Annotated in this window: 22 protein-coding genes; 10 read left to right on the forward strand and 12 right to left on the reverse strand. The window is 72.3% G+C overall.

Annotation, left to right across the window (positions count from 1 at the left end; genetic code table 11):
- The first annotated feature begins 664 nt into the window (after positions 1-664).
- Positions 665-1,693 carry a tryptophan--tRNA ligase gene (gene trpS / locus QNO09_RS00005; protein ID WP_283967894.1) on the forward strand — a complete coding sequence of 343 codons (1,029 nt, stop codon included), beginning with the start codon at positions 665-667 and terminating at the stop codon, positions 1,691-1,693.
- A gap of 44 nt (positions 1,694-1,737) precedes the next feature.
- Here the strand turns inward: trpS and proC are convergent, their stop codons facing one another.
- The 6 genes from proC to QNO09_RS00035 form a co-directional block, all read right to left on the reverse strand.
- Positions 1,738-2,550 (reverse strand): pyrroline-5-carboxylate reductase, encoded by an 813-nt coding sequence (gene proC / locus QNO09_RS00010; RefSeq protein WP_283967895.1) that lies wholly within the window; start codon positions 2,548-2,550, stop codon positions 1,738-1,740.
- Between the two features lie 110 nt (positions 2,551-2,660).
- Positions 2,661-3,440 (reverse strand): ABC transporter permease, encoded by a 780-nt coding sequence (locus QNO09_RS00015; RefSeq protein ID WP_283967896.1) that lies wholly within the window; start codon positions 3,438-3,440, stop codon positions 2,661-2,663.
- Positions 3,437-4,258: an ABC transporter ATP-binding protein gene (locus QNO09_RS00020; protein ID WP_502962223.1), complete on the reverse strand. Its 822-nt coding sequence runs from the start codon at positions 4,256-4,258 to the stop codon at positions 3,437-3,439. Before QNO09_RS00020 ends, QNO09_RS00015 begins: the two co-directional genes overlap by 4 nt.
- A 60-nt stretch (positions 4,259-4,318) precedes the next feature.
- Positions 4,319-5,161, reverse strand: coding sequence for a class I SAM-dependent methyltransferase (locus QNO09_RS00025; RefSeq protein ID WP_283967897.1), 843 nt, complete (start codon positions 5,159-5,161; stop codon positions 4,319-4,321).
- Between the two features lie 226 nt (positions 5,162-5,387).
- Entirely contained in the window at positions 5,388-5,900 is a 513-nt protein-coding gene (locus QNO09_RS00030) for an EamA/RhaT family transporter (protein WP_283967898.1), read from the reverse strand.
- 296 nt (positions 5,901-6,196) lie between these two features.
- Positions 6,197-6,517 carry an SH3 domain-containing protein gene (locus QNO09_RS00035; protein WP_283967899.1) on the reverse strand — a complete coding sequence of 107 codons (321 nt, stop codon included), beginning with the start codon at positions 6,515-6,517 and terminating at the stop codon, positions 6,197-6,199.
- A gap of 182 nt (positions 6,518-6,699) precedes the next feature.
- Between QNO09_RS00035 and QNO09_RS00040 the strand changes: the two genes are divergently transcribed.
- Positions 6,700-8,880, forward strand: a complete 2,181-nt coding sequence (locus QNO09_RS00040; RefSeq protein ID WP_283967900.1) for a serine/threonine-protein kinase — start codon at positions 6,700-6,702, stop codon at positions 8,878-8,880.
- Positions 8,881-8,942: 62 nt separating this feature from the next.
- Here the strand turns inward: QNO09_RS00040 and ilvD are convergent, their stop codons facing one another.
- The 4 genes from ilvD to QNO09_RS00060 all read right to left on the reverse strand — a co-directional run bounded on the left by ilvD (position 8,943) and on the right by QNO09_RS00060 (position 13,400).
- A complete protein-coding gene (ilvD, locus tag QNO09_RS00045) occupies positions 8,943-10,796 on the reverse strand; it encodes a dihydroxy-acid dehydratase (RefSeq protein WP_283967901.1) in 1,854 nt (617 codons plus the stop codon).
- Between the two features lie 141 nt (positions 10,797-10,937).
- On the reverse strand, positions 10,938-11,564 hold the full coding sequence (locus QNO09_RS00050; RefSeq protein WP_283967902.1) for a TetR/AcrR family transcriptional regulator: 627 nt from the start codon (positions 11,562-11,564) through the stop codon (positions 10,938-10,940).
- Positions 11,561-12,385: a sugar phosphate isomerase/epimerase family protein gene (locus tag QNO09_RS00055; protein WP_283967903.1), complete on the reverse strand. Its 825-nt coding sequence runs from the start codon at positions 12,383-12,385 to the stop codon at positions 11,561-11,563. Before QNO09_RS00055 ends, QNO09_RS00050 begins: the two co-directional genes overlap by 4 nt.
- 82 nt (positions 12,386-12,467) lie before the next feature.
- The gene (locus QNO09_RS00060; protein ID WP_283967904.1) at positions 12,468-13,400 is read right to left on the reverse strand and encodes a Ppx/GppA family phosphatase; all 933 of its coding nucleotides are present in this window, start codon (positions 13,398-13,400) and stop codon (positions 12,468-12,470) included.
- A gap of 71 nt (positions 13,401-13,471) precedes the next feature.
- On the opposite strand from QNO09_RS00060, the gene QNO09_RS00065 reads away from it, so the two are divergent.
- Positions 13,472-14,269, forward strand: coding sequence for a DUF3109 family protein (locus QNO09_RS00065; protein ID WP_283967905.1), 798 nt, complete (start codon positions 13,472-13,474; stop codon positions 14,267-14,269).
- Between the two features lie 7 nt (positions 14,270-14,276).
- Here the strand turns inward: QNO09_RS00065 and QNO09_RS00070 are convergent, their stop codons facing one another.
- Positions 14,277-15,986 carry a BACON domain-containing protein gene (locus tag QNO09_RS00070; protein ID WP_283967906.1) on the reverse strand — a complete coding sequence of 570 codons (1,710 nt, stop codon included), beginning with the start codon at positions 15,984-15,986 and terminating at the stop codon, positions 14,277-14,279.
- Positions 15,987-16,204: 218 nt separating this feature from the next.
- Between QNO09_RS00070 and radA the strand changes: the two genes are divergently transcribed.
- Both radA and disA read left to right on the forward strand, forming a co-directional pair.
- Positions 16,205-17,614, forward strand: a complete 1,410-nt coding sequence (gene radA, locus QNO09_RS00075; protein WP_283967907.1) for a DNA repair protein RadA — start codon at positions 16,205-16,207, stop codon at positions 17,612-17,614.
- A gap of 80 nt (positions 17,615-17,694) precedes the next feature.
- Complete coding sequence (disA, locus tag QNO09_RS00080; RefSeq protein WP_283967908.1) at positions 17,695-18,819, forward strand: DNA integrity scanning diadenylate cyclase DisA; 1,125 nt, start codon at positions 17,695-17,697, stop codon at positions 18,817-18,819.
- Positions 18,820-18,901: 82 nt separating this feature from the next.
- On the opposite strand, the gene QNO09_RS00085 is transcribed toward disA, so the two are convergent.
- A complete protein-coding gene (locus QNO09_RS00085) occupies positions 18,902-19,747 on the reverse strand; it encodes a hypothetical protein (RefSeq protein ID WP_283967909.1) in 846 nt (281 codons plus the stop codon).
- Positions 19,748-20,323: 576 nt separating this feature from the next.
- On the opposite strand from QNO09_RS00085, the gene QNO09_RS00090 reads away from it, so the two are divergent.
- The 5 genes from QNO09_RS00090 (at position 20,324) to cseC (ending at position 24,917) form a co-directional block, all read left to right on the forward strand.
- Positions 20,324-21,265 (forward strand): HhH-GPD family protein, encoded by a 942-nt coding sequence (locus QNO09_RS00090; protein WP_283967910.1) that lies wholly within the window; start codon positions 20,324-20,326, stop codon positions 21,263-21,265.
- Positions 21,266-21,549: 284 nt separating this feature from the next.
- Entirely contained in the window at positions 21,550-22,089 is a 540-nt protein-coding gene (locus QNO09_RS00095) for a SigE family RNA polymerase sigma factor (RefSeq protein WP_283967911.1), read from the forward strand.
- Complete coding sequence (locus tag QNO09_RS00100; protein ID WP_502962224.1) at positions 22,077-22,727, forward strand: hypothetical protein; 651 nt, start codon at positions 22,077-22,079, stop codon at positions 22,725-22,727. Before QNO09_RS00095 ends, QNO09_RS00100 begins: the two co-directional genes overlap by 13 nt.
- 130 nt (positions 22,728-22,857) lie before the next feature.
- A complete protein-coding gene (gene cseB / locus QNO09_RS00105; protein WP_283967912.1) occupies positions 22,858-23,559 on the forward strand; it encodes a two-component system response regulator CseB in 702 nt (233 codons plus the stop codon).
- An 8-nt stretch (positions 23,560-23,567) separates the two neighbouring features.
- Positions 23,568-24,917, forward strand: a complete 1,350-nt coding sequence (gene cseC, locus QNO09_RS00110) for a two-component system sensor histidine kinase CseC (protein ID WP_283967913.1) — start codon at positions 23,568-23,570, stop codon at positions 24,915-24,917.
- The last annotated feature ends 75 nt before the right edge of the window (positions 24,918-24,992 follow it).

A 24,992-nucleotide genomic window follows, 5' to 3' on the forward strand; every position in this document is an offset into this window, starting at 1 on the left:
TCAAGGAACGGTCGCTTCCTTTGTACTCACCCTCTCGGGCTTTCCTCCGGGCTTCCCTTCGGTCTTGCGTTTCCGACTCTATCAGATCTTTTCTCGACCCGATTTCCTCGGCGCTTTCCAGGTTTCCGCTTTCGCGTTTCCCTTTCCGGCGGCTCCGACTCTATCAGATCCTTTCGGGCCCGATCCCCGGTCGGCGGGGTTTGTCTTCGCGGCTGTTGGGCCGTTCCGACGAGTGAGACTTTAGCGGATTCCCCGGCTCCCGAGCCAATCGGGGGCCTCGTCCTTTCGAACGTGGATTCCTCATTCCGTAAATACACAAGCCAATGAAACGACGACAGACGTACTGCACGTCGAAGAGTGGTTGGTACCTGCGGATTGGCTGCCCGGGGACCGACCGGGGTCGGCGCTCACGTCGGACAACTCGGAGAACAGTACGGATGGGGTCTGGGCGTGTCAACTCAAGGGCGGACGGCACCCCCGGGGCGTACTGTGGGCCGCATGACGACGCGTACGTGCACCCAGCTGTGGTGGGCCGCCTGACGGCGGCCGTCCCCACGTATGCAACGCGACGGCCGCCGCTTCGGCGGCCGTTCTCGTTTCTCCCTCCGGCACCGCGGAGGGGCGGCCGCCCGGAGGCGGCGGTCCTGACCTAGGAGGAGGAACGATGACACGGGTCTTCAGCGGGGTCAAGCCCACGGGGCATCTGACGCTGGGGAACTACCTCGGGGCCATGCGGCGGTGGGCCGCGGTCGATCAGCACGAGGCCGACGCCTTGTTCTGCGTCGTCGATCTGCACGCCCTGACCGTGGACCACGATCCCGCGCGGGTGCGCAGGCTGAGTCGGCAGTCGGCGACGCTGCTGCTGGCGGCCGGGTTGGATCCGGAGCTCTGCACGGTGTTCGTGCAGAGCCATGTGGACGAGCACGCGCGGTTGTCGTACGTACTGGAGTGCGTGGCCACCGACGGTGAGATGCGGCGGATGATCCAGTACAAGGAGAAGGCGGCGCGGGAGCAGCGGCGGGGTGGGAGTGTGCGGCTGTCGCTGCTGACGTATCCCGTGCTGATGGCTGCGGACATCCTGGCGTACGGGGCCGACGAGGTGCCGGTGGGGGACGACCAGGTGCAGCACGTCGAGCTGACGCGGGATCTTGCAATGCGGTTCAACCAGCGGTACGGGCATACGTTCGTGATTCCGCGGGCGACGCGGCCGGGGGTGGCGGCGCGGGTGATGAATCTGCAGGATCCGGCGTCGAAGATGGGCAAGAGCGATGACGTCGGGCCCGGCATCGTCTACCTGCTGGACGAGCCGGACGTGGTGCGCAGGAAGGTGCTGCGGGCCGTGACCGACAGCGGGCGGGAGGTCGTCTACGACCGGCAGGCCCGGCCGGGGCTCGCCAACCTGCTGGAGATCCTCGCGGCCTGCACGGGCGGGGAGCCCGCATCGTTGAGTGGTGCGTACACGTCGTACGGGGCCCTGAAGAAGGACACTGCGGAGGCTGTGATCGAGGTGCTCAGGCCCTTGCAGGCCAGGCATCAGGAGTTGTGCGCCGACCCCGGTTACGTGGAGGGGGTGCTGCGGGACGGTGCGCAGCGGGCCCGGGGGATGGCCCGGCCGACGGTGGATGCCGCGTATCGCGCGATCGGGCTGCTGCCCGCCGTGCCGGAGGCGGCCGGGGCCGTGTCGGCGGTGTGAGGTGACGTCGCCGCGGGGGCGGGAGCGGGCCCGCCCCCCGGTGGTCAGCTGTTGTTTCCGGAGGCCAGGGCGCGGCTGCGGTCGCGGGCGGCTTCGAGTGCGGCGATGAGGGCGGCCCGGACGCCGTGGTTCTCGAGTTCGCGGATGGCGTTGATCGTCGTGCCGGCGGGGGACGTGACGTTCTCGCGGAGCCTGACCGGGTGTTCGCCGCTGTCGCGGAGCATCGTCGCGGCGCCGATGGCGGACTGGACGATGAGGTCGTGGGCCTTGTCGCGGGGCAGGCCGAGGAGGATGCCGGCGTCGGTCATGGCTTCGACCAGGTAGAAGAAGTAGGCCGGGCCGGAGCCGGAGAGGGCGGTGCAGGCGTCCTGCTGGGACTCGGGGACGCGGAGCGTCTTGCCGACGGCGCCGAAGATCTCCTCGGTGTGGGCGAGGTGGTCGGCGGTGGCGTGGGTGCCGGCGGAGATGACGGACATCGCCTCGTCGACGAGGGCGGGGGTGTTCGTCATGACGCGGACGACGGGGGTGTCGGGGGCGAGACGCTCCTCGAAGTAGGCCGTGGGGATGCCGGCGGCACCGCTGATGACCAGGCGGTCGGCGGGCACGTGGGGGGCGAGCTCGTCGAGCAGCGTGCCCATGTCCTGCGGTTTGACCGTGAGGATCAGGGTGTCGGCCGTCTTGGCGGCTTCGGGGTTGCTGACCGGGGTGACGCCGTAGCGGGTGCGGAGTTCCTCGGCTCGTTCCGGGCGGCGGGCTGTGACCAGGAGGTCGGCCGGGGTCCAGCCGGCCCGGATCATTCCGCTGAGCAGGGCTTCGCCGATCTTGCCGGTGCCGAGGACTGCGACTTTCTGGGTCATGGCTTTCGGTGCCCTCCGGGGGTTGCGTCGTCCGTTTCATCCTCGCACTCGGGGGTGCCGGGTGGGGGTCGTGTCCGGTGGGCGGGATGTGTGCGTCCTCGCCCGGCGATCTACGCCGTCCGGCGCCTGAGGGTCGCGGCGCCGAGAATCAGGACCAGGAGGGCGCAGCCCGCGACGATCAGGACGTCGCGGACGAACGCGGCGGTCATGTCCGTGTGGCGGAGGACCTCGTTCATGCCGTCGACGGCGTAGGACATGGGGAGGACGTCGGAGAGGGCCTCCAGGGCCGGGTGCATGGTGTCGCGCGGGGCGAACAGGCCGCACAGGAGGAGCTGGGGGAAGATCACCGCCGGCATGAACTGGACCGCCTGGAATTCCGAGGCCGCGAAAGCCGAGACGAAGAGGCCGAGGGCCGTGCCGAGGAGGGCGTCGAGGAGGGCCACCAGGAGGAGGAGCCAGGGGCTGCCGGTGACGTCGAGACCGAGGAACCAGACCGCGAGGCCCGTGGCCAGGGCGGACTGGATGATCGCCAGGGTGCCGAAGGCGAGGGCGTATCCGGCGATCAGGTCGCCCTTGCCGAGGGGCATGGCGAGGAGGCGTTCGAGGGTGCCCGAGGTGCGTTCGCGCAGGGTGGCGATGGACGTCACCAGGAACATCGTGATCAGCGGGAAGATCCCGAGGAGGGACGCGCCGATGCTGTCGAAGGTGCGGGGACTGCCGTCGAAGACGTAGCGCAGCAGGAACAGCATCACGCAGGGGATGAGGATCAGCAGCGCGATGGTGCGGGGGTCGTGGGTGAGCTGGCGCAGGACCCGGGCGGCGGTGGCGCCGGTGCGGGAGGCGCTCAGACTCTTCGGTGGGGTGGCCGGCCTGGTGGCGGTGGTGGTCATCGGGTCGTCTCCTTCGTGCGGTCCGCCGCTGCCGCCTCGTCGACCAGGTGGAGGAAGGCCTCCTCGACCGTGGCGGCGCCGGTGCGGGTCCGCAGGGCGTCGGGTGTGTCGTCGGCGAGGAGTTCGCCGTCGCGCATGAGGAGGAGGCGGTGGCAGCGTTCGGCCTCGTCCATGACGTGGGAGGAGACGAGGATCGTCGCGCCGCGGCCGGTCGCGATGTCGTGGAAGAGGTTCCACAGGTCGCGGCGCAGGACCGGGTCGAGTCCGACGGTCGGTTCGTCGAGGACCAGGAGTTCGGGGGTGCCGAGGAGGGCGACGGCCAGGGAGACGCGGCTGCGCTGGCCGCCGGAGAGGTTTCCGGCGAGGGCGTCGGCGTGAGTGGTGAGGTCGACGTCGGCGATCGCGCGGGTGACGTCGGCGTCGCGGCGGTCGGCGGCGGCGCGGCCGGGGTCGAGGATCGCGGCGAAGTAGTCGAGGTTCTGGCGGACGGTCAGGTCGTCGTAGACGGAGGGGGCCTGGGTGACGTAGCCGATGCGGGTGCGCAGGGCGGGGTGGCCTGCGGGATGGCCGAGGACGTCGAGGGTGCCGGTGACCTTGGCCTGGGTGCCGACCAGGGCACGCATCAGGGTCGACTTGCCGCATCCGGAGGGGCCGAGGAGGCCGGTGATCCGGCCCCGGGGGACGGTGAAGCCGAGGTCGCGCAGGACGGTGCGGGGGCCGCGGACGACGGTGAGGTTCTCGGCGTGGACGGCCGGCGGGTCCGGGTGCGGGCGGGTGTCGGGGCCCGGGCGTGGCGAGCCGGGAGGATTATTCATCATGTGATGAATAATCCTCCCGGTGGTCGGACGCGTCAAGCGGTCGCGGTGGTCGGGCGCGCGTCAGGCCGGGGTCTTCGCGTGGAGGAGGACAACCTCGTAGACCTCCTCCACGAAGCCGTCCGGGAAGGCCCGCAGAAGGAGCTCGCGCTCCGCGGCCAGGAACGCCGCGGTGTGTTCGGGGCCGTGCACCAGGAAGACCGAGTGGCTGCCGATGTTGGCGAGGTGAGTGTCGACCGGGACGTGGCGGCTCCAGCGGACCGTGCGGCGGGTGAAGTCGAGGCGGCCGGTGGGATCGGCGGCGCGGGCGTCGACGTTGCGCTTCTCGGCGGAGATGTCGATCCCGAAGTGGCGGGCGGTGCGGGCGGCGGCCTCGGCGATCCAGGGGACGTCGAGGGCCTCGGTGTTCCACCACAGGGCGAGGGCGCCGCCGGGGCGCAGGACGCGCAGGGCCTCCGGGACGGCGCGGGCGGGGTCGGTCCAGTGCCAGGCCTGGGCGTAGGTGACGAGGTCGACGGAGCCGTCGGCGAGGGGGAGGTCGTCACCCGTGCCGCGGATGATCGGGACGCCGGGAAGGACACGGCGGAACTGGGCCGCCATGCCGTCCCCGGGTTCCACGGCGACGACGTTCGCGCCCCTGCCGTGCAGGAGGGCGGTGGCGATGCCGGTACCGGCGCCGACGTCCGCGACGCGGGCGCCGGAGAGGGGGCGGCCCGTCAGGTCTTCCATCGCGTCGAAGAGGGCCGGGGGGTAGGAGGGGCGGTTGGCCGCGTACTGGGCAGCGACGGCGTTGAACGAGTGGGCCCGGGCGGTGCGGGGTGACTCGGGGGCGGGGTCCCCGGCGAGGGGTTCGGGGGTGGTGGCGTCGGCTCCGGCGGGGTGGTGGGCGGGGGGAGGTGTGGTCATACGGCCATGGTGGCCGGGGGCGGGGTGGGGGCGGTGAGATTTCGGTGAGACCGGTGGAGGGGGCCCGGGTGCGGGGGCGGTTCGTCAGGGGGCCGTGCCCGGGTGCACACCGCCCCGCTTCGGTGGCCTACGCCCGACCCCGGTTCGTGGTCCCACACCCGGCCCCCGTCCCGCGGCCCACACCCCACCCCGGCTCGGGATCCCACACACCGCCCCGTCCCGCGCCCTACGCCCGGCGTCGGTTCCTCGGGTTGCCCGAGCGGCGGGTCGTGCGCTTCTCGTACTGCTTGCGGGCCTCTTCGTACTCCTCGCGGTGGAGCTTCTCTCCGGGGGCCTCGGTGAGGGAGCGGAAGAAGTAGGCGAGGAGGGAGCCGACGAAACCGATGGTCAGAAGACCGCGGAGGGATGCATGGCGGTCGGGGTCGGGGCGGCGGGTGAAGCCGTCCCAGGTGTGGCGGAAGGCCATCGCGCTGCAGATCGCGAACATCACGACCATGAGGAGCGTGACGAAGCCACCGATCGCGGCGATCTGAAGGCCCTCGTAGGCGAGGCGGAGGACGAGGCAGGAGGCGACGGCGGTGGCCAGGGAGCCGACGGCGACCGCGATACGGCGGGCGGTGTAGCCGTGGTCGTGGTTCAGCCAGGTCGTGCCGAAGAAGCGCAAGGGCTCGGGGCGGGGGCCGAGGCCCTCGGCCGTGGAGCCCGCGGGGCCGGCGGGGGTGCTGTCATCTGCGCTCACGGGTCGATTATGACCGTTCCTGGTCGATGACCAGGAGGGGAGTCCTGGACCCGTACCCGGTCTCGGCGGACACCCCGAACGGTTGGGCTGGTCGTGCCGGACGCGGCGAGTGCGCCCCGGGGCACGCCGGTCGGCTTGGACGGTCCGGTGCCCGTGCACATCACCGCGGTGTGCACGGGCGGTGTCGTCCGCCGCCGGATCGGGTGCCCCTGGGCACGCCGCCCGGTCGCGATGCTCGCGGCATCGTGCCGGGTGGTCCTACGGGTGGGCCGTCGCCGCTGGTGGCGGCAGCCGGATCAGGAGCAGCGCGGGCGGACGTAACCGTCGCTGCCCGTCTGCACATAGGCGTCCGAGACGTACTCGCCGCCGTCGATGTTGTCCCAGATGTTCGACGTGCCGTACGGGCCCGCCACCGTCGTGCCGGGCCTCTGGCAGAAGATGGTGACCCTGGCTCCCTCGGGCAGCACGCGGACGACGGCGTAGCCGGTGCCGGGACCGCTGCGCACGTTCAGGCGGACGCCCGGGGCGACCGGGTACGAGCGCAGGGCCGACGCCGCCATGGTGACGGCCTCTTTCCCGCCTCTGTCTTCGAGTTCCCCGACATGGTCGACAGACATGACATTCCTCCCCCGTTGAGCCCCATGACTGCCATGGGGTCTCGTTGATTCCCTTGAGTCACACCATGAAACACATGTGCGCAACTCGTGCCCGGAGGCTAGCAAGCCGCCTCTGTGCCGAACGAGTCATCGACTAGGCTCCCTGCGTCGCGCGCGCGGACGAAGAGCACGGGGGTGTTTCCATGGCGCCACAGAGCAGCACCGGAGCGGGCGCGGAAGCGGAACTTCCCGAGTACGCCGGGCACTACCGGCTGGAGTCGACTCTGGGCTCCGGGGGCATGGGTGTGGTGCATCTCGCGCGCAGCACGTCCGGAATGAAGCTGGCGGTGAAGGTCGTCCATGCCGAGTTCGCCAGGGATCCCGAGTTCAGGGGGCGGTTCCGCCAGGAGGTGGCGGCCGCGCGACAGGTCAGCGGTGCCTTCACCGCGTCCGTCGTCGACGCCGACTCGGAGGCCGAACGGCCGTGGATGGCCACGCTGTTCATTCCCGGTCCCACCCTGTCCGAGCATGTGAAGCGGAACGGGGCCATGAGTCCGGCCGCGCTGCGTCGCCTGATGGCCGGACTGGCCGAGGCGCTGCGCGACATCCACCGGGTCGGCGTGGTGCACCGGGATCTCAAACCGAGCAACGTGCTCCTCGCCGAGGACGGGCCCAAGGTCATCGACTTCGGCATCTCCCGGCCGAAGAACAGCGAACTGCGCACCGAGACGGGGAAGTTGATCGGGACCCCGCCGTTCATGGCGCCGGAGCAGTTCCGGCGCCCTCGGGAGGTGGGGCCCGCCGCCGACGTGTTCGCGCTCGGGTCGGTGATGGTGCACGCGGCCACGGGCCGGGGGCCGTTCGACTCGGACAGCCCGTACGTCGTCGCCTACCAGGTCGTCCACGACGAGCCGGATATGACCGGCGTGCCGGAGAATCTCGCGCCGCTCGTGCTGCGGTGTCTCGCCAAAGAGCCCGAGGACCGGCCGACGCCGGACGAGTTGATGCGGGAACTGCGGTCCGTCGCGGCTTCGTACGACACACAGACGTTCATACCGGCTCAGCGGACCGGGGACACCGAACGTTCGTGGCCGCCCGCCGGGGATGCCGGTCGGGCGGCGGAAGCCGGTCATGCCGTGGAAGCCGGTCACGCGGCGGACGCCGGTCACGCGGCGGAGACCGGTCGTGTGGCGAAAGCCGGTCGTGGCAGGGGGCGGCGGCTCGGCAGGCGGGCGGTCCTGGGAGCCGGGGCGTTCGGTCTGGCCGTCGTCGGTGCTCTGGTCTCACTCCCGCTGCTCGACGCTGCCGGCGGCTCACCGCGTCCCGCCGCCCCGCGGACCACGTCCGCCGCGTTCAGCGGGTGGCAGACGACACCGGCGTCCGGAGACAGCGCACCCCTGTGCTCCCACGGCACCGGACGGCTGCTCTGCGCCACGTCCGGACTCGTCTTCGCCCTGGATCCGTCCGACGGGCACCTGTTGTGGCGGCACCCCGTCGGCAAGGGGCCCCGGAAGGGACCGCCGGTGCTGGTCGGTGGACTCGTCCAGCCCTCGACGGGCCGGGGGCATCGCCTGGAGGCACTCGATCCGGCCTCGGGCAAGGCGCGCTGGCAGCGGGACGTGCCCGAGGCCGGCAGTGCGGTGTACGCCGGCGGCATGCTCCTGGTCAGGGATGCCCAGGGGAAGGTCACCGGCGTGGACGGCGCCACCGGTGACCCGCGGTGGAGTCACCGGATCCCTGGCCATGAGGTGCCGTACTTCGCCACGTTCACCGGTGACCCGCTGGCGTACGCCACCAGCGCGTCGACGGACGGGGAGAGCACCCGGCTCAGCGTGGTGGATCCGCGGACGGGTGACGTGCGGTCGGACGCCCGGCTCGACGGGACGCTGGAGCCCTTCGGCGCGACGGACGGATCGGTGTTTCTCCTGTCGGTCGACGCGACGCACGGCGACGCCCGTGCCGTGGTCCGCTACACCCCGGCGACGGGTGAGACCCGACGGGTGCCCCTCGCCGTCCCCCTCCAGCAGGCCCATGGCGCCGTGCGCGGGAACCTCGCCTTTCTCATGGGGACCGGGGGATCGCTGGTGGCCGTCGATGTCGAGGCGCGCCGGCAGGTGTGGAGCCTGGAGACGGGAATCCTGCGGGGATCCACCCCGGTCGTCGGTGACGGGTATGTCTACGTCACGGCGCCGGACGGGCGGCTGCTCGCCGTCGACGCGCGGCGCGGGAAGCTCGCCGGGCAGACGCCTCCCCGGCTGGGTGACCGGTCGGACCGGGTCCCGGCCTCGCTCCCCGAGCCCGTGCTCGTGCGGGACCGGGTCTACGGCAGTGCGCCGGACGGGAGCGTCTTCGCCGTCAACGGGCGCGATCCGGCCGCCTGGTAGCCGGCGGGCATGCGCGAGGGCCGCCCCCGGCAATGGGAGGCGGCCCTCGGTGCGAGAAGGGGTCAGGCGAGCTTCGACACGTCCCGCACGGCGCCCTTGTCCGCGCTGGTCGCCATCGCCGCGTAGGCGCGCAGCGCCGCCGAGACCTTGCGCTCGCGGTTCTTCGGGGCGTACACGCCGTTCAGCGCCTGCTCGCGGCGGGCCAGCTCGGCGTCGTCCACCAGCAGCTCGATGGAACGGTTCGGGATGTCGATGCGGATGCGGTCGCCGTCCTCGACCAGGGCGATGGTGCCGCCCGCGGCCGCCTCGGGCGAGGCGTGGCCGATGGAGAGGCCGGAGGTGCCGCCGGAGAAGCGGCCGTCCGTGACCAGCGCGCAGGTCTTCCCCAGGCCGCGGCCCTTCAGGTACGAGGTCGGGTAGAGCATCTCCTGCATGCCGGGGCCGCCCTTGGGGCCCTCGTAGCGGATGACGACGACGTCGCCGTCCTTGACCTGCTGGGTGAGGATCTTCTGGACGGCCTCCTCCTGCGACTCGCAGACGACCGCCGGGCCCTCGAAGGTCCAGATGGACTCGTCGACGCCGGCCGTCTTCACGACGCAGCCGTCCACGGCCAGGTTGCCCTTGAGGACCGCGAGGCCGCCGTCCTTGGAGTAGGCGTGCTCGGCGGAGCGGATGCAACCGCCCTCGGCGTCCTCGTCCAGGGCCTCCCAGCGCTCGGACTGGGAGAAGGCCTCGGCGGAGCGGACGCAGCCTGGGGCCGCGTGCCACAGCTCGACGGCCTTCGCGGAGGGGGAGCCACCGCGCACGTCCCAGGTCTTGAGCCAGTCGGCGAGGGACGGGCTGTGCACGGAGTGGACGTCCTCGTTGAGCAGGCCGGCCCGGTGCAGCTCGCCGAGCAGGGCGGGGATGCCGCCGGCGCGGTGCACGTCCTCCATGTAGTACGTGCGGTCCTTGGCGACGTTCGGGGCGACCTTGGCCAGGCACGGCACGCGGCGCGAGACCGCGTTGATCTCGTCCAGGCCGAAGGGGACGCCCGCCTCCTGGGCGGCGGCCAGCAGGTGCAGGATCGTGTTGGTGGAGCCGCCCATGGCGATGTCGAGGGCCATGGCGTTCTCGAAGGCCGCGAAGGACGCCACGCTGCGGGGCAGGACCGTCTCGTCGTCCTGCTCGTAGTAGCGGCGGGTGATGTCCATGACCGTCTGCGCCGCGTCGACGTACAGCTGCTTGCGGGCGGTGTGGGTGGCGAGGACCGAGCCGTTGCCGGGGAGGGAGAGGCCGATGGCCTCGGTCAGGCAGTTCATCGAGTTGGCGGTGAACATACCCGAACAGGAGCCACAGGTCGGACAGGCGTTCTCCTCGATGCGGAGGATGTCCTCGTCCGAGATCTTGTCGTTCACGGCGTCGGAGATCGCGTCGACCAGGTCGAGCGTGCGGACCGTGCCGTCGACGAGGGTGGCGCGGCCGGACTCCATCGGGCCGCCGGAGACGAACACGGTGGGGATGTTCAGCCGCAGGGCCGCGTTCAGCATGCCCGGGGTGATCTTGTCGCAGTTGGAGATGCAGATCAGGGCGTCGGCGCAGTGCGCCTCGACCATGTACTCCACGCTGTCCGCGATCAGGTCGCGGGAGGGCAGGGAGTAGAGCATGCCGCCGTGGCCCATGGCGATGCCGTCGTCGACGGCGATCGTGTTGAACTCGCGCGGGATGCCGCCGGCCGCGACGACCGCCTCGCTGACGATCCGGCCGACCGGCGCCAGGTGCGTGTGCCCCGGCACGAACTCCGTGAAGCTGTTGGCGACCGCGATGATCGGCTTGCGGCCGATGTCCGCACCCGGTACACCGGAGGCGCGCATCAGGGCGCGGGCGCCCGCCATGTTGCGGCCGTGGGTGACTGTGCGGGACCTCAGCTCGGGCATCGTCGCTCGCTCCTTCGACAGACGGCGTCAGAGGATTCGGAGATTTCTGACTGCTACCGAGCGTACGCCCGTCTTCCAGTGGGCGGGACGGAGTGTCCGGAATGCGGGATGGCCGTCTCGGACGACGTCACCCGGCGGGCCTCACGGATCGGTCAGATGTCCCTGGACGACCGGGGCCAGCCGCGCGATGACCTCCTCCGGGTCCGCCGAGGCAAGCGGCTCGACCTTGATGACATACCGCAGGATGGCGGTTCCCACGAGCTGGGCGGCCGCCAGTTCGGCCCGCAGCTCGGCGTCCGGCAGCTCCAGCCGTACGGCGATGCGGCGCAGCACCTGCGTGGCGACGATCCGCCGGAAGACGGCCGCCGCCGTGTCGTTCGTGAGGGCGGAGCGGACGACTGCCAGCAGGGGCGCGCGGGTCGCCGGGTTCTCCCAGACGCCGAAGAAGAAGCGGGCCAGGCGCTCCCCCACCCCGTCGAGCGGGCCCTCCTCGATGGCCTGGGGGGCCTGCAGGACCGGCCCGAAGGACTGGGTGATCGCCGCCTCGAAGACCTGCTCCTTGGTGCCGAAGTAGTGGTGCACGAGGGCCGAGTCGACGCCGGCGGACTTGGCGATGCCGCGCACGGACGTCTTCTCGTAGCCGCGCTCGGAGAACTCGTCGCGGGCGGCGGTCAGGATGCGGTCGCGGGTGTCGGCCGCCGCGGTGCGCGGGGGGCGGCCGCGGCGGCGGGCGGCGGGGCCGGTGCCGGCCGGTGGCCGGTCGGTCATCGGCGCGGCACCCGCGCCGCCGAGGCCAGGTGCAGGCGGGTGAAGGCCAGGGCCTCCGCCAGGTCGGCCTCGCGCTCCGCGCTCGACATCGCGCGGCGGGTGTTGACCTCGATGACGACGTGCCCGTCGAAGCCGGTCCGGGCGAGCCGCTCCAGCAGCTCCGCGCAGGGCTGGGTGCCGCGGCCGGGCACCAGGTGCTCGTCCTTCGCGGAGCCCCGGCCGTCGGCGAGGTGGACGTGGCCGAGGCGGTCCCCCATGCGGTCGACCATGTCCAGCGCGTCGGAGCGGGCCGTCGCGGTGTGGCTGAGGTCGATCGTGAAGTGCCGGTAGTCGTCCTTCGTCACGTCCCAGTCGGGGGCGTACGCGAGCATCTCGCGGTCGCGGTAGCGCCAGGGGTACATGTTCTCGACGGCGAACCGTACGTCCGTCTCGTTCGCCATGCGCCAGATGCCGGAGACGAAGTCCCGGGCGTACTGGCGCTGCCAGCGGAAAGGGGGGTGGACGACGACCGTGCTCGCTTCGAGCTTCTCGGCGGCCGCGCGGGCCCGCTGGAGCTTGGTCCAGGGGTCGGTGGACCAGACGCGCTGCGTGATCAGCAGACAGGGGGCGTGCACGGCCAGGATCGGGATCCGGTGGTAGTCGCTGAGTCTGCGCAGGGCCTCGATGTCCTGGCTGACCGGGTCGGTCCAGACCATGACCTCGACTCCGTCGTAACCGAGGCGCGCGGCGATCTCGAAGGCCGTGGCCGTCGACTCCGGGTAGACCGAGGCCGTCGACAGGGCGACCTTCGCGTCCGGGATCTTCACGGCTGGCTCTGCCATGCAGGACAGATTACGGGGTGTGGTCGGGGTGAGGTGGGGGGCCTCTTCGCCGTTGTGGTGTTTGCCATAGCGGCCGGGTCTCCTACACGGACTCCATGTGATCCAGGCGACGCAGGATCACGCCCTCCCGCAGCGCCCAGGGGCATATGTCGACGCGCTCCACGCCGAAGAGGTCCATCGCGGCCTCGGCCACCAGGGCGCCCGCCAGGAGCTGGCCGGCCCTGCCCTCCGACACGCCGGGCAGCTCCGCGCGCTCCCGCTCCGTCATGGCGGCCAGGCGCGGGACCCAGCCCTCCAGGGACTCCCGCTTGAGCTCGCGCTGGACGTAGAGGCCTTCGGCGGAGCGGGCCGCGCCGGCGATGCGGGCCAGCTGCTTGAACGTCTTGGACGTGGCGACGACGTGGTCGGGGGCGCCGAAGCGGCTGAACTCGCCGACCGTGCGGGCGATCTCGGTGCGGACGTGGCGGCGCAGGGCCCGGACGTCGGCCGGGTCGGGCGGGTCACCGGGCAGCCAGCCTGCGGTGAGGCGGCCGGCGCCCAGCGGCAGCGAGGCGGCAGCGTCGGGCTCCTCGTCCATGCCGTAGGCGATCTCCAGGGAGCCGCCGCCGATGTCCAGGACCAGCAGCTTTCCGGCCGACCAGCCGAACCAGCGGCGGGCGGCGAGGAAGGTGAGGCGGGCCTCCTCCTCGCCGGTGAGGACCTGGAGCTCGACGCCGGTCTCGGTGCGTACCCGCGCGAGGACGTCGTCGGCGTTGCCGGCCTCGCGGACGGCGGAGGTGGCGAAGGGCAGCATCTCCTCGACGCCCTTGTCCTCGGCGGCCTGAAGCGCCTCGTGGATGACCGAGACCAGCCGGTCGACGCCGTGCGGGCCGATCGCGCCGTCCTCTTCGAGGAGCTGGGCGAGGCGCAGTTCCGCCTTGTGCGAGTGCGCGGGCAACGGGCACGCGCCGGGATGCGCGTCCACCACGAGCAGATGCACCGTGTTCGATCCCACGTCGAGGACACCGAGTCTCATGTACGGCACGCTACTGCCCACGGGGCCGTCCGCCGTCCTCGGCGGGGGTACAAGGCCCGTACCCTGGACTCGTGCCAAAGACGAAAAAGGCGAAGCGCGACAAATCACCGGGCCTCGTCCCCGACGAGAAGGGGCTCGACTTCGCTCGCGCGTGGGTGGAGTTTCCTGATCCGGCGGACGACGAGCAGGTCTTCCGCTGCGATCTGACATGGCTGACCTCTCGCTGGAACTGCATCTTCGGCAGCGGCTGCCAGGGCATCCAGGCGGGCCGCGCGGACGACGGGTGCTGCACCCTGGGTGCCCACTTCTCCGACGAGGACGACGAGAAGCGTGTCGCCGAGCACGTGGCCAGGCTCACGCCGGACATCTGGCAGCACCACGCCGAGGGCACGCGGGGCGGCTGGGTCTCCGAGGACGAGGACGGCGAACGGCAGACGCGGCCCTTCCAGGGCTCGTGCATCTTCCAGAACCGGCCCGGCTTCCCGGGCGGCATGGGCTGCTCGCTGCACATCCTCGCCCTGAAGGAGGGCCGCGAGCCGCTGGAGACCAAGCCGGACGTGTGCTGGCAACTGCCGGTGCGCCGGACGTACGAGTGGATCGACCGGCCCGACGACACCCGCGTCCTCCAGGTGTCGATCGGCGAGTACGACCGCCGGGGCTGGGGCCCGGGCGGCCACGACCTGCACTGGTGGTGCACGTCGGCGACCTCGGCGCACGGCGCGGGCGATCCCGTCTACGTCTCCTACCGCCCGGAGCTGATCGAGCTGATGGGCAAGGCCGGCTACGACCGGCTGGTCGAGCTGTGCGAGGAGCGGCTGGCCTCCCAGCTGCCGTTGCTGGCCCCCCACCCCGCGGATCCGGTCACCTGAGCGTCGGCTACGACGTGGCCGGGCTCGGGTCGCCGCTGTCCGAGGGCGGTGGCGTGGAGCCCGTCGGATCGGTCGGGCCCGCGTCCGTGGGCGTGGGCTCCGGGTCGGGCGACGGGGGCGGGGTGGTCGGCGTCGGGTCCGGGTCCGGGGCTGAGGTCGTGGGCGTCGGATCGGGCCGGGGCGGACCCGGGTCGCCCGGACCGCTGGGCCGGGGATCCGGACCGGGGCCGGAAGGGCTGGGCGCGGTGCCGTAGCCCTCGATGTGGACGACGACGCCCACCGGTGCGACCGCCACGCGCGCCTGCCAGGGGCCGGCGGGCTCCCGCAGAGGGTCGACGTACACCTTGATCGTCAACGACTCGCCCGGTCCGAGCGTTCCCGACGACTGGCTGAGGTAGAGCCACGGGGCTCCCGTGGACGCCGACCAGCGGACCGGGGCGGGGCCGGTGGCGGTCAGGGTGACGAGGGTGGTGTCGCCGCTGTTGTCCGCCGTGACCTCCAGGGCGGTCGTGCGGCCGGCTCCCGCGACGCCGATGACCTCCACGGAGACATCGGCCTTGCCGTCCTCGCCGAAGCGGGGACCGGGCCGGGTGCTCGCGTTGCCGGTGTTCTCGTAGCCGCCGCCCGCCATCTCACCGTCCAGGCCGAACGGGTCGTCCGCCTCACGCGCGGAGGACGAGCGGTCGTTGTGGCCCTCGCCGATCGGGGTGCCCCGGTAGGCCGCCCACAGGGCGAGCACGGGGGCGGCGACGACGGTGGCGACCACGGTCGTGGTGATGGCACGCGCGCGAAGGCGGTCCCTGCGGGCGGCGTGGTCCTTGGGGTCCATCGGGAACCCGCGCCGGTCGAAGCGGGGTGTGACACCGCGCGGATGGTGCGCCATGGCGATGTGCAGGGCCGCCCGGGGTGCCGGCAGGACGGGCAGTTCGGCGGGCGTGACGCTGGTGCCGGGCCAGCGGCCGGGGACGGCGCGCTCGGCGGTGCGGCGGCAGCGCGGGCAGTCGTCGACGTGCCGGACGAGTTCGCGGCGCAGGGCCGTGCCGAGCACGAGCCGGTCGTCGCCGGCGAAGTGCGCCACGCTCGGGCACGCCCCGGTCTCGACCACGGCGAGGGCCGCACGCGTGCGTTCCACCTCGCAGGCGGCGGAGGCCAGCAGATCACGGGCGGCGGCCGGGTCCATGCCGAGGACGGCGGCGACCTCGCGGGCGGCGAGGTGGTGGCGCACGGCCAGTTCGAGCGCCTCCCGCTGCTCCGGGGTGGTGCCGGCGGCCTCCGGCCAGGCGAGCAGGGCCAGTTCGCGACGGCGCCGCTCCTGGACCTCCTCGGAGGGGGCCGGGGCGGCCGAGCGGTCGGGGTGCTGTCGCCCGGTGCGGCCCGCGGCGTGGCCGCTCTGACGTTTCTGCTTGGCCTCGGCCAGCTTGCGCAGGCACGCCCAGCGGGCCATCGCGTACAGCCAGGCCCTGCGGTCCGCGGGTGCCTCCGGGACGTGCCGGCCGCGGCGCTCGGCGAGCGCGAGGACCTCGCCCAGGGCGGCGGTCGCGGCCTCGTGGTCGCACAGCACGGACAGGCAGTAGGTGAACAGGCCGTCCAGGTAGGGCTCGTAGCGTGCCGGCGGACGCTGCGCCAGTGTGCGCGCAGCCCCGCGGTCACGCGCTTCCCGGTGCGCCCGGTGCGCGCCGGCCGTGCGGGTCGAGATCTCCGGAGTACTGCTCGTCATTCGGCGACCGTAGGGGGCCGGGAGTGGCACCTTCCGTCGGCTTGAGCACATTTAACCCGTACGGGTGAAACGATCCCTCAAACGGGGACATGAACCGGTGGTTCCACGGCTGGCGCGGGGTGGCGGACCCCTGGCGCGCAGCCGGCCGCCGTCGGTCCGTCCCCGCGATGTCTCGGCCCGTCCCCGCGATGTCAGTGCCGGCGGCTACGGTTTCGTCCATGGCTGCCCGTACGAAGACCACCAAGGACCGACCGTCCTACCGCTGCACCGAATGCGGCTGGCAGACGGCGAAGTGGCTCGGCCGCTGCCCCGAGTGCCAGGCCTGGGGGACGGTCGAGGAGTACGGCGCGCCCGCGGTGCGTACGACGGCACCGGGCCGGGTCACCACCTCCGCCCTGCCCATCGGCCAGGTGGACGCCCGGCAGGCCACCGCCCGCCCCACCGGCGTGCCGGAGTTGGACCGCGTGCTCGGCGGCGGACTGGTGCCCGGCGCGGTGGTGCTGGTCGCGGGCGAACCGGGCGTCGGCAAGTCGACGCTCCTGCTCGACGTGGCGGCCAAGTCCGCGAGCGACGAGCACCGCACGCTGTACGTCACGGGTGAGGAGTCGGCGAGCCAGGTCCGGCTGCGCGCCGACCGCATCGGCGCCATCGACGATCACCTGTACCTGGCGGCCGAGACGGATCTGGCGGCCGTGCTGGGCCACTTGGACGCGGTGAAGCCGTCGCTGCTGATCATGGACTCGGTGCAGACGGTGGCCTCCCCCGAGATCGACGGCGCGCCCGGCGGCATGGCCCAGGTGCGGGAGGTCGCGGGCGCGCTCATCCGGGCCTCCAAGGAACGCGGCATGTCCACCCTGCTGGTGGGCCACGTCACCAAGGACGGCGCGATCGCGGGCCCGCGCCTGCTGGAGCACCTCGTGGACGTCGTGCTGTCCTTCGAGGGCGACCGGCACGCCCGCCTGCGTCTCGTGCGCGGCGTCAAGAACCGCTACGGCACCACCGACGAGGTCGGCTGCTTCGAGCTGCACGACGAGGGCATCACGGGCCTCGCCGACCCGAGCGGCCTCTTCCTGACCCGCCGGGCCGAACCCGTCCCGGGCACCTGCCTGACCGTCACCCTGGAGGGCCGCCGCCCCCTGGTCGCCGAGGTCCAGGCGCTCACGGTGGACTCGCAGATCCCCTCCCCGCGCCGCACGACCTCGGGCCTGGAGACCTCCCGCGTCTCGATGATGCTCGCGGTGCTGGAACAGCGCGGGCGGATCAGCGCCTTGGGCAAAAGGGACATCTACTCCGCGACAGTCGGCGGTGTGAAGCTCTCGGAGCCCGCCGCGGACCTGGCCGTCGCGCTCGCCCTGGCGAGCGCGGCGAGTGACACACCTCTCCCGAAGAATCTCGTCGCGATCGGCGAAGTGGGCCTCGCGGGCGAGGTGAGACGGGTCACCGGAGTGCAGCGCAGGCTGGCCGAAGCCCACCGTCTGGGGTTCACGCACGCGCTGGTCCCGGGCGACCCGGGCAAGGTCCCGGCGGGTATGAAGGTCCTGGAAGTCGCGGACATAGGGGACGCCCTGCGGGTCCTTCCCCGGTCCCGTCGCAGAGAGGCCCCACAGGACGAGGAGGGTCGCCGGTAGACTTTGCCCTGGTCTCGCCCGTCCGTGCGAACCGAGCGCGCGACACGGGGGCGCCCAGGACCAGCGACCGGAGGAGTGCAGTGGCAGCCAACGACCGGGCATCTGCTCCCGGAAAATCCGGCGGGAGCGCCGGTACCGATGGCCTGATGCGCGCCTCGCTGAGCGCCGTGGCACCCGGCACCGCCCTGCGTGACGGCCTGGAGCGCGTGCTCCGCGGCAACACCGGCGGGCTCATCGTGCTCGGCTCCGACAAGACGGTCGAGGCGCTGTGCAGCGGCGGTTTCGTGCTGGACGTCGAGTTCACCGCGACCCGTCTGCGCGAGCTGTGCAAGCTGGACGGCGGCATCGTGCTGTCCTCGGACCTGTCGAAGATCCTGCGCGCGGGTGTGCAGCTGGTCCCGGACCCGACGATCCCGACGGAGGAGACCGGCACCCGGCACCGCACCGCGGACCGCGTCAGCAAGCAGGTCGGCTTCCCGGTCGTCTCGGTCTCCCAGTCGATGCGGCTGATCGCCCTGTACGTCGACGGCCAGCGCCGCGTCCTGGAGGACTCTGCGGCGATCCTGTCCCGCGCCAACCAGGCGCTCGCCACCCTGGAGCGCTACAAGCTGCGCCTCGACGAGGTCGCGGGCACATTGTCGGCGCTGGAGATCGAGGACCTGGTGACCGTCCGGGACGTCTCGGCGGTCGCCCAGCGCCTGGAGATGGTGCGCCGCATCGCCACGGAGATCGCCGAGTACGTGGTGGAGCTGGGCACGGACGGCCGGCTGCTGGCGCTTCAGCTCGACGAGCTGATCGCGGGCGTGGAGCCCGAGCGCGAGCTGGTCGTGCGGGACTACGTCCCCGAACCCACGGCCAAGCGCTCCCGCACGGTCGACGAGGCCCTCGCCGAACTCGACGCCCTCACCCACGCCGAGCTGCTCGAAATGTCCACGGTGGCACGGGCGTTGGGCTACACCGGCGCGCCCGAGACGCTGGACTCGGCAGTGTCCCCGCGCGGCTTCCGCCTCCTCGCCAAGGTGCCCCGGCTCCCCGGCGCGATCATCGACCGCCTCGTCGAGCACTTCGGCGGGCTGCAGAAGCTGCTCGCCGCCAGCGTCGACGATCTGCAGACGGTGGACGGCGTGGGCGAGGCCCGGGCGCGCAGCGTCCGCGAGGGGCTGTCGCGGCTGGCGGAGTCGTCGATCCTGGAGCGGTACGTCTGACGCGGACGGCCGACCCGGCTGGAACGGCTGAGGGCGGTACCCGGCAAGGGGTACCGCCCTCGTACCGCCCTCCGGCCTTCTCCTAGTCGGCGGAGAGCACGAACGACGTCTGCACCTTCGCGAAGCCCGGGGCCTTGGCCTCCACCAGGTAGGTGCCCGCCTTGGCCGAACCCGCCGGAGGCGTCGCGCACTCGGGGACGCTCGGCTTGCGGTCCCACTTCACGGTGTAGGTGATGCCGCTGCCGGCGGCGACCCGGTACAGCTGGTGCGCGGCGGCCTTGGGGCAGTCCTCGGAGGACCAGTAGTCGTCGTCGCTGCTCGCCGGGGCGATGGTGAACACCGCGTTCTTCGGTCCGAGATCGATCTTGCAGTCGCTGCCGGAGATGTTCCGCGCGGTCAGCAGGAAGGTGGGCGTCTGCCCGGGGTCGTAGGTGTTGTGCCGGCTGCGCAGGCTGAACTTGACCGCACTCGCGGTGCAGTTGGGAAGGGTGGAACCGGCCGGCAGTGTGTCGCCCTCGGCGACGCCGCCCGCGGTGGTGCCGCTTCCCGAGCCGCCGGACCCCCCGGACCCGGCCGAGCCGGAACCGCCGCCGGAGCCGGAACCGTCTCCCGACCCGTTGCCCGAGCCGTCACCCGAACCGTCGCCGGACCCGGACGAGGAGCCGCCGGAACCGCCGCCGCCCGACTCCTCGCGTCCGCCGGGGGCTTGGCTGATGGCCGGTCCCGAACTCGACGGGCCGGGCGTGATGGAAGGCGCGGGATTCTTGCCGTTGGCGCCGTCGTCGCCGTCCTTGCCGCCCCCGCCGCCCATGGTCACGATCCAGGTGGTCAGCAACGCCAACAGGGCGACCACAGACACCAGTACGACCCTCCGACGCCAGTAGATGGAGGAGGGAAGCGGCCCGACCGGATTGCGCAGAGATCCCACGGCGCAAACCTTACGAGAGATCGGCGCGTTCACCCGTCCCACCCGCCGCTCGGGGCCACAACTTTTCCGGATCATCATTCCGGAAATCGCCTCCCCACCCCTGCCTTTCGTCGGGTGCGGGAGGAGATGATCACACAGGGCGACGATGTCGCCCTGTCGCCTACCGTCCGTGACGATGAGCTTGGAAGGCATCGCACGGGACATGGGCAGCGGTCGAACTGCTCTCCGGCGCTGATGCGGCGCCATTTCCTCCGCACGAGACGCCCGTGCGCCGACGAGCCGGGCCGCACGGCGCACCGCCGGCCCGAGACGCCCGCGCGCCCCCGGCCGGCACCTGGCCGGAACGCGCGCCCGGCATCGCAGCCGGCTGAAGCGGCCTGCCTCGCCGGGCAGTTCAGGATGGAGCCGGGTGAACGGCCGTCCGTGGGAGGGCCATTGGGGAGGACGAAGGAGGCCGAAGCGGCGCTCCTTCACGATCAACCGCTCGAACGGAGACCTCCCGATCGTCGGGGCACCGCCTCGGCGGGGTGGCGGAGTGCCCGATTCGGCACCTCTGCGTGGCACCATCGAAGGGCCATGACTGCTCCCACGAAGCCCCCGCACCCCGCCGTCCCCTCCGCCGCCGCGCCCTCCGGCCCGCCCCTCGGAGAGAACCTGCACTCCCCCGTCATCGACTGGTTCGGCGACCACGCCCGCGACCTGCCGTGGCGGCGCCCCGAAGCCGGGGCATGGGGGGTGATGGTCAGCGAGTTCATGCTGCAGCAGACGCCGGTGAGCCGCGTCCTGCCCGTCTACGAGCAGTGGCTGGCGCGCTGGCCGCGCCCCGCCGACCTGGCCAAGGAGGCGCCCGGCGAGGCCGTCCGCGCCTGGGGCCGGCTCGGCTACCCGCGCCGCGCGCTGCGGCTGCACGGCGCCGCCGTCGCCATAACGGAACGGCACGGCGGTGACGTACCGGCCGACCACGCGCAGCTGCTGGCGCTGCCCGGCATCGGCGAGTACACGGCCGCCGCCGTCGCCTCCTTCGCCTACGGGCAGCGGCACCCGGTGCTGGACACCAACGTGCGCCGGGTCTTCGCCCGCGCCGTCACCGGCGTGCAGTACCCGCCGAACGCGACCACCGCCGCCGAGCGCAAGCTGGCCCGCGCGCTGCTGCCCGAGGACGAGCCGACCGCCGCCCGCTGGGCCGCCGCCTCCATGGAGCTGGGCGCGCTGGTGTGCACGGCGAAGAGCGAGTCGTGCCACCGCTGCCCGATCGCCGCGCAGTGCGCGTGGCGGCTGGCGGGCAAGCCGGCGCACGACGGTCCGCCGCGCCGCGGGCAGACCTACGCGGGCACCGACCGGCAGGTGCGCGGGCGGCTGCTCGCCGTGCTGCGGGAGGCGCACGGGGCCGTTCCGCAGGCGGCCCTGGACCGGGTGTGGCACGAGCCGGTGCAGCGGGCCCGCGCGTTGGACGGCCTCGTCGCCGACGGTCTGGTGGAGCCGCTGGAGGACGGTTCGTACCGCCTGCCGCTGACCTGACGCACCTGAGGGTCACAGCGGCGGATCGCCGACCGTCACAGAACTCAGGGTGGACAAACCGCCCTGAATCAGACCCAAGACCCCCACCTCCTTATCCCGTTCCGACTTCCGTTACACAACCGACGGACAGCCGAGCGCTGGCCGCAGGCTGCTTCGGACAGCGCCGTGACAACGCCTCCGTACCTTCAATCGCGTTCCCGGAAGACACGGGACGACGGAAGACCACAGGCAGTGCACGGGCGGCGGGGAGCCGGCCCGAACGGGGAAACGGGAGGCGGTTCACCATGGCGCAGGGCGAGGTGCTCGAGTTCGAGGAGTACGTCCGCACCCGGCAGGACGCGCTGCTGCGCAGTGCCCGCCGCCTGGTCCCGGACCCGACCGATGCGCAGGACCTGCTCCAGACGGCGCTGGTACGGACGTACGGCCGCTGGGAGACCATCGAGGACAAGCGGCTGGCCGACGCCTACCTGCGCCGGGTGATGATCAACACCCGCACGGAGTGGTGGCGGGCGCGGAAGCTGGACGAGGTCCCGACCGAGCAGCTCCCGGACGCCTCGGTCGACGACGCCACCGAGCAGCACGCGGACCGCGCCCTGCTGATGGACATCCTGAAGGTGCTCGCCCCGAAGCAGCGCAGTGTCGTGGTGCTGCGACACTGGGAGCAGATGTCCACGGAGGAGACGGCCGCCGCCCTCGGCATGTCGGCCGGAACGGTCAAGAGCACGCTGCACCGGGCGCTCGCCCGGCTCCGCGAGGAGCTGGAGTCCCGCGATCTGGACGCACGCGCGCTGGAGCGTGAGGAGCGGGAGCGGTGCGCGGCCTGACCGGCGAGGGTTCTGCGCGAACCCGGGGCGGTATCCAGGCGGTGGGCGCGGCACTGGCCGTGCCCACCGCCCTCGCCCTTTTGGTGTCCGGGTGCGGTGCCGGCGGGACCGGTGCCCGAGACGAGGGCCCGGCGCACGCCGACTCGGTGGCGGGTGCCGCCACCGCTTCCGCGGCTCCGTCGAAGACGCCTGACACCGTGAACGCGGTCAAGCTCGTCAAGGACGACCCGAAGGTCGCGCCCGAGGTGAAGCGCGAGCTGAAGCCCTGCGTCGCCGACGAGTACCCGGTCGACGTCTCCTACGGCAACCTGACCGGCGGCTCCGCGGACGACGTCGTCGTCAATGTGCTGACCTGCGGTGACGCGGTGGGTGTGGGCAGTTACGTGTATCACGAGCAGGACGGCTCGTACGAGAATGTGTTCAAGGCCGAGGAGCCGCCCGTCTACGCGGAGATCGACCGCGGCGACCTGGTCGTGACCAAGCAGGTGTACGAGAAGGGCGACCCGGTGTCGAGCCCCTCCGGGGAGAACGTGATCACGTACAGATGGGCCGCCGGCCGCTTCGCGGAGAAGTACCGCACACACAACGACTACGGGAAGGTCGTCGGCGACAGCCCGACGCCGGCGCCCCCGAGCTGACGTGGGCGGAAGGCCGCGTGAACCGATCGGGCCGCTCGGACCGATCTCTCGGTGAACGCATCGTACGAACCGTGCGTCCCCACAGGGAGAACGCACTCCCCACGGACCACGAAGGACTGAGAGCACCGGGATGGCAGACCAGACCCACGTCCTGTTCGTCGAGGACGACGACGTCATCCGCGAGGCCACGCAGCTCGCCCTGGAACGGGACGGCTTCGTGGTCACCGCCATGCCCGACGGGCTGTCGGGCCTGGAGGCGTTCCGGGCGGACCGCCCCGACATCGCGCTGCTGGACGTCATGGTGCCCGGCCTCGACGGGGTCAGCCTGTGCCGCCGCATCCGGGACGAGTCGACCGTCCCGGTCATCATGCTGTCGGCGCGGGCCGACTCCATCGACGTCGTACTGGGCCTGGAGGCGGGCGCCGACGACTACGTGACCAAACCGTTCGACGGGGCGGTGCTGGTCGCCCGGATCCGTGCGGTGCTGCGTCGCTTCGGGCACGCGGGCGGCGGCCGGGGCGAGGAGCCGGACGCCCCGACGAGCGGCGGAACGCTGGCCTTCGGGGACCTGGAGGTCGACACCGAGGGCATGGAGGTGCGCCGCGCCGGTCAGCCGGTGGCGCTGACACCGACCGAGATGCGGCTGCTGCTGGAGTTCTCCTCCGCGCCGGGCACGGTGCTCTCCCGCGACAAGCTGCTGGAGCGGGTCTGGGACTACGGCTGGGGCGGGGACACCCGCGTGGTCGACGTGCACGTGCAGCGGCTGCGGCAGAAGATCGGCCAGGACCGGATCGAGACGGTCCGTGGCTTCGGCTACAAGTTGAAGGCCTAGGCAGGGGTATGAGGGGGCACTTCCGGCGCCTGGTCGCCGCGGGCTTGGAGCGGGCGGGCATCCGCACCGGCCTCAGATGGAAGCTGAGCGCGGCCATCGCTCTGGTCGGGGCGCTGGTGGCGATCGCACTGAGCCTGGTCGTGCACAACGCCGCCCGGGTCTCGATGCTGGACAACGCGCGGGACCTCGCCGACGAACGCATCATGATCGCCCAGCGCAACTTCGAGCTGTCGGGGCGGATGAACTTCCCCAACACCAAGATCAATGACCCGGACCTGCCGCAGGCGCTGCGGGACCGGGTCGAGGCGGGGCAGCGGGCGACCTACGTGGCCGACCGGCCGGGTGACGTGCCCGACATATGGGCCGCCGTGCCGCTGAAGAACGGCCAGGTGATGTCCCTGCACTCGGGCTTCACCGACCGCAGCTCGGACATCCTCCAGGACCTGGACCAGGCCCTGCTGATCGGGTCCATCGCCGTCGTCCTCGGCGGAAGCGCCCTCGGGGTGCTCATCGGCGGGCATCTCTCACGGCGGCTGCGCAAGGCGGCCGTCGCGGCCAACCAGCTGGCGGGCGGCGAGACGGACGTGCGCGTGCGGGACGCCATGGGCGGGGTCGTGCGGGACGAGACGGACGACCTGGCGAGCGCGGTGGACGCCATGGCGGACGCGCTGCGGCAGCGCATCGAGGCCGAGCGGCGGGTCACCGCCGACATCGCGCACGAGCTGCGCACCCCGGTGACCGGACTGCTGACCGCCGCCGAGCTGCTGCCGCCCGGACGCCCGACCGAGCTGGTGCTGGACCGGGCGAAGGCCATGCGCACACTGGTCGAGGACGTGCTGGAGGTGGCCCGCCTCGACGGGGCCTCCGAGCGGGCGGAGCTGCAGGACATCATGCTCGGGGAGTTCGTCGCCCGGCGGGTGGCGGCCAAGGATCCGGCCGTCAAGGTGCGGATCGTGCACGAGTCGGAAGTCACCACCGACCCGCGCCGCCTGGAGCGCGTGCTGTTCAACCTGCTGGCCAACGCGGCCCGGCACGGCAAGCCGCCCATCGAGGTCAGCGTCGAGGGCCGGGTCATCCGGGTGCGCGACCACGGCCCGGGCTTCCCCGAGGACCTGCTCGCCGACGGGCCGAGCCGCTTCCGCACCGGCAGCAAGGACCGCGCCGGACACGGCCACGGACTCGGCCTGACCATCGCGGCCGGGCAGGCCCGGGTGCTGGGCGCCCGGCTGACCTTCCGCAACGTCCGCACCCCGGGCACACCGGAACATCTGCCGGCCGAGGGGGCGGTCGCCGTGCTGTGGCTGCCGGAGCACGCGCCGACGAACACCGGGAGCTATCCGATGCTGCCGGGGTCCTAGGGCCGCGGCGGGCAGCGTTTGTCCACGGAGGAGCGGCGTCCGGTGCGTACGTGCCTGCCGCGGCACCAGGCCCCT

Source organism: Streptomyces sp. 378 (assembly GCF_030124145.1).
Taxonomy (GTDB): Bacteria; Actinomycetota; Actinomycetes; order Streptomycetales; family Streptomycetaceae; genus Streptomyces.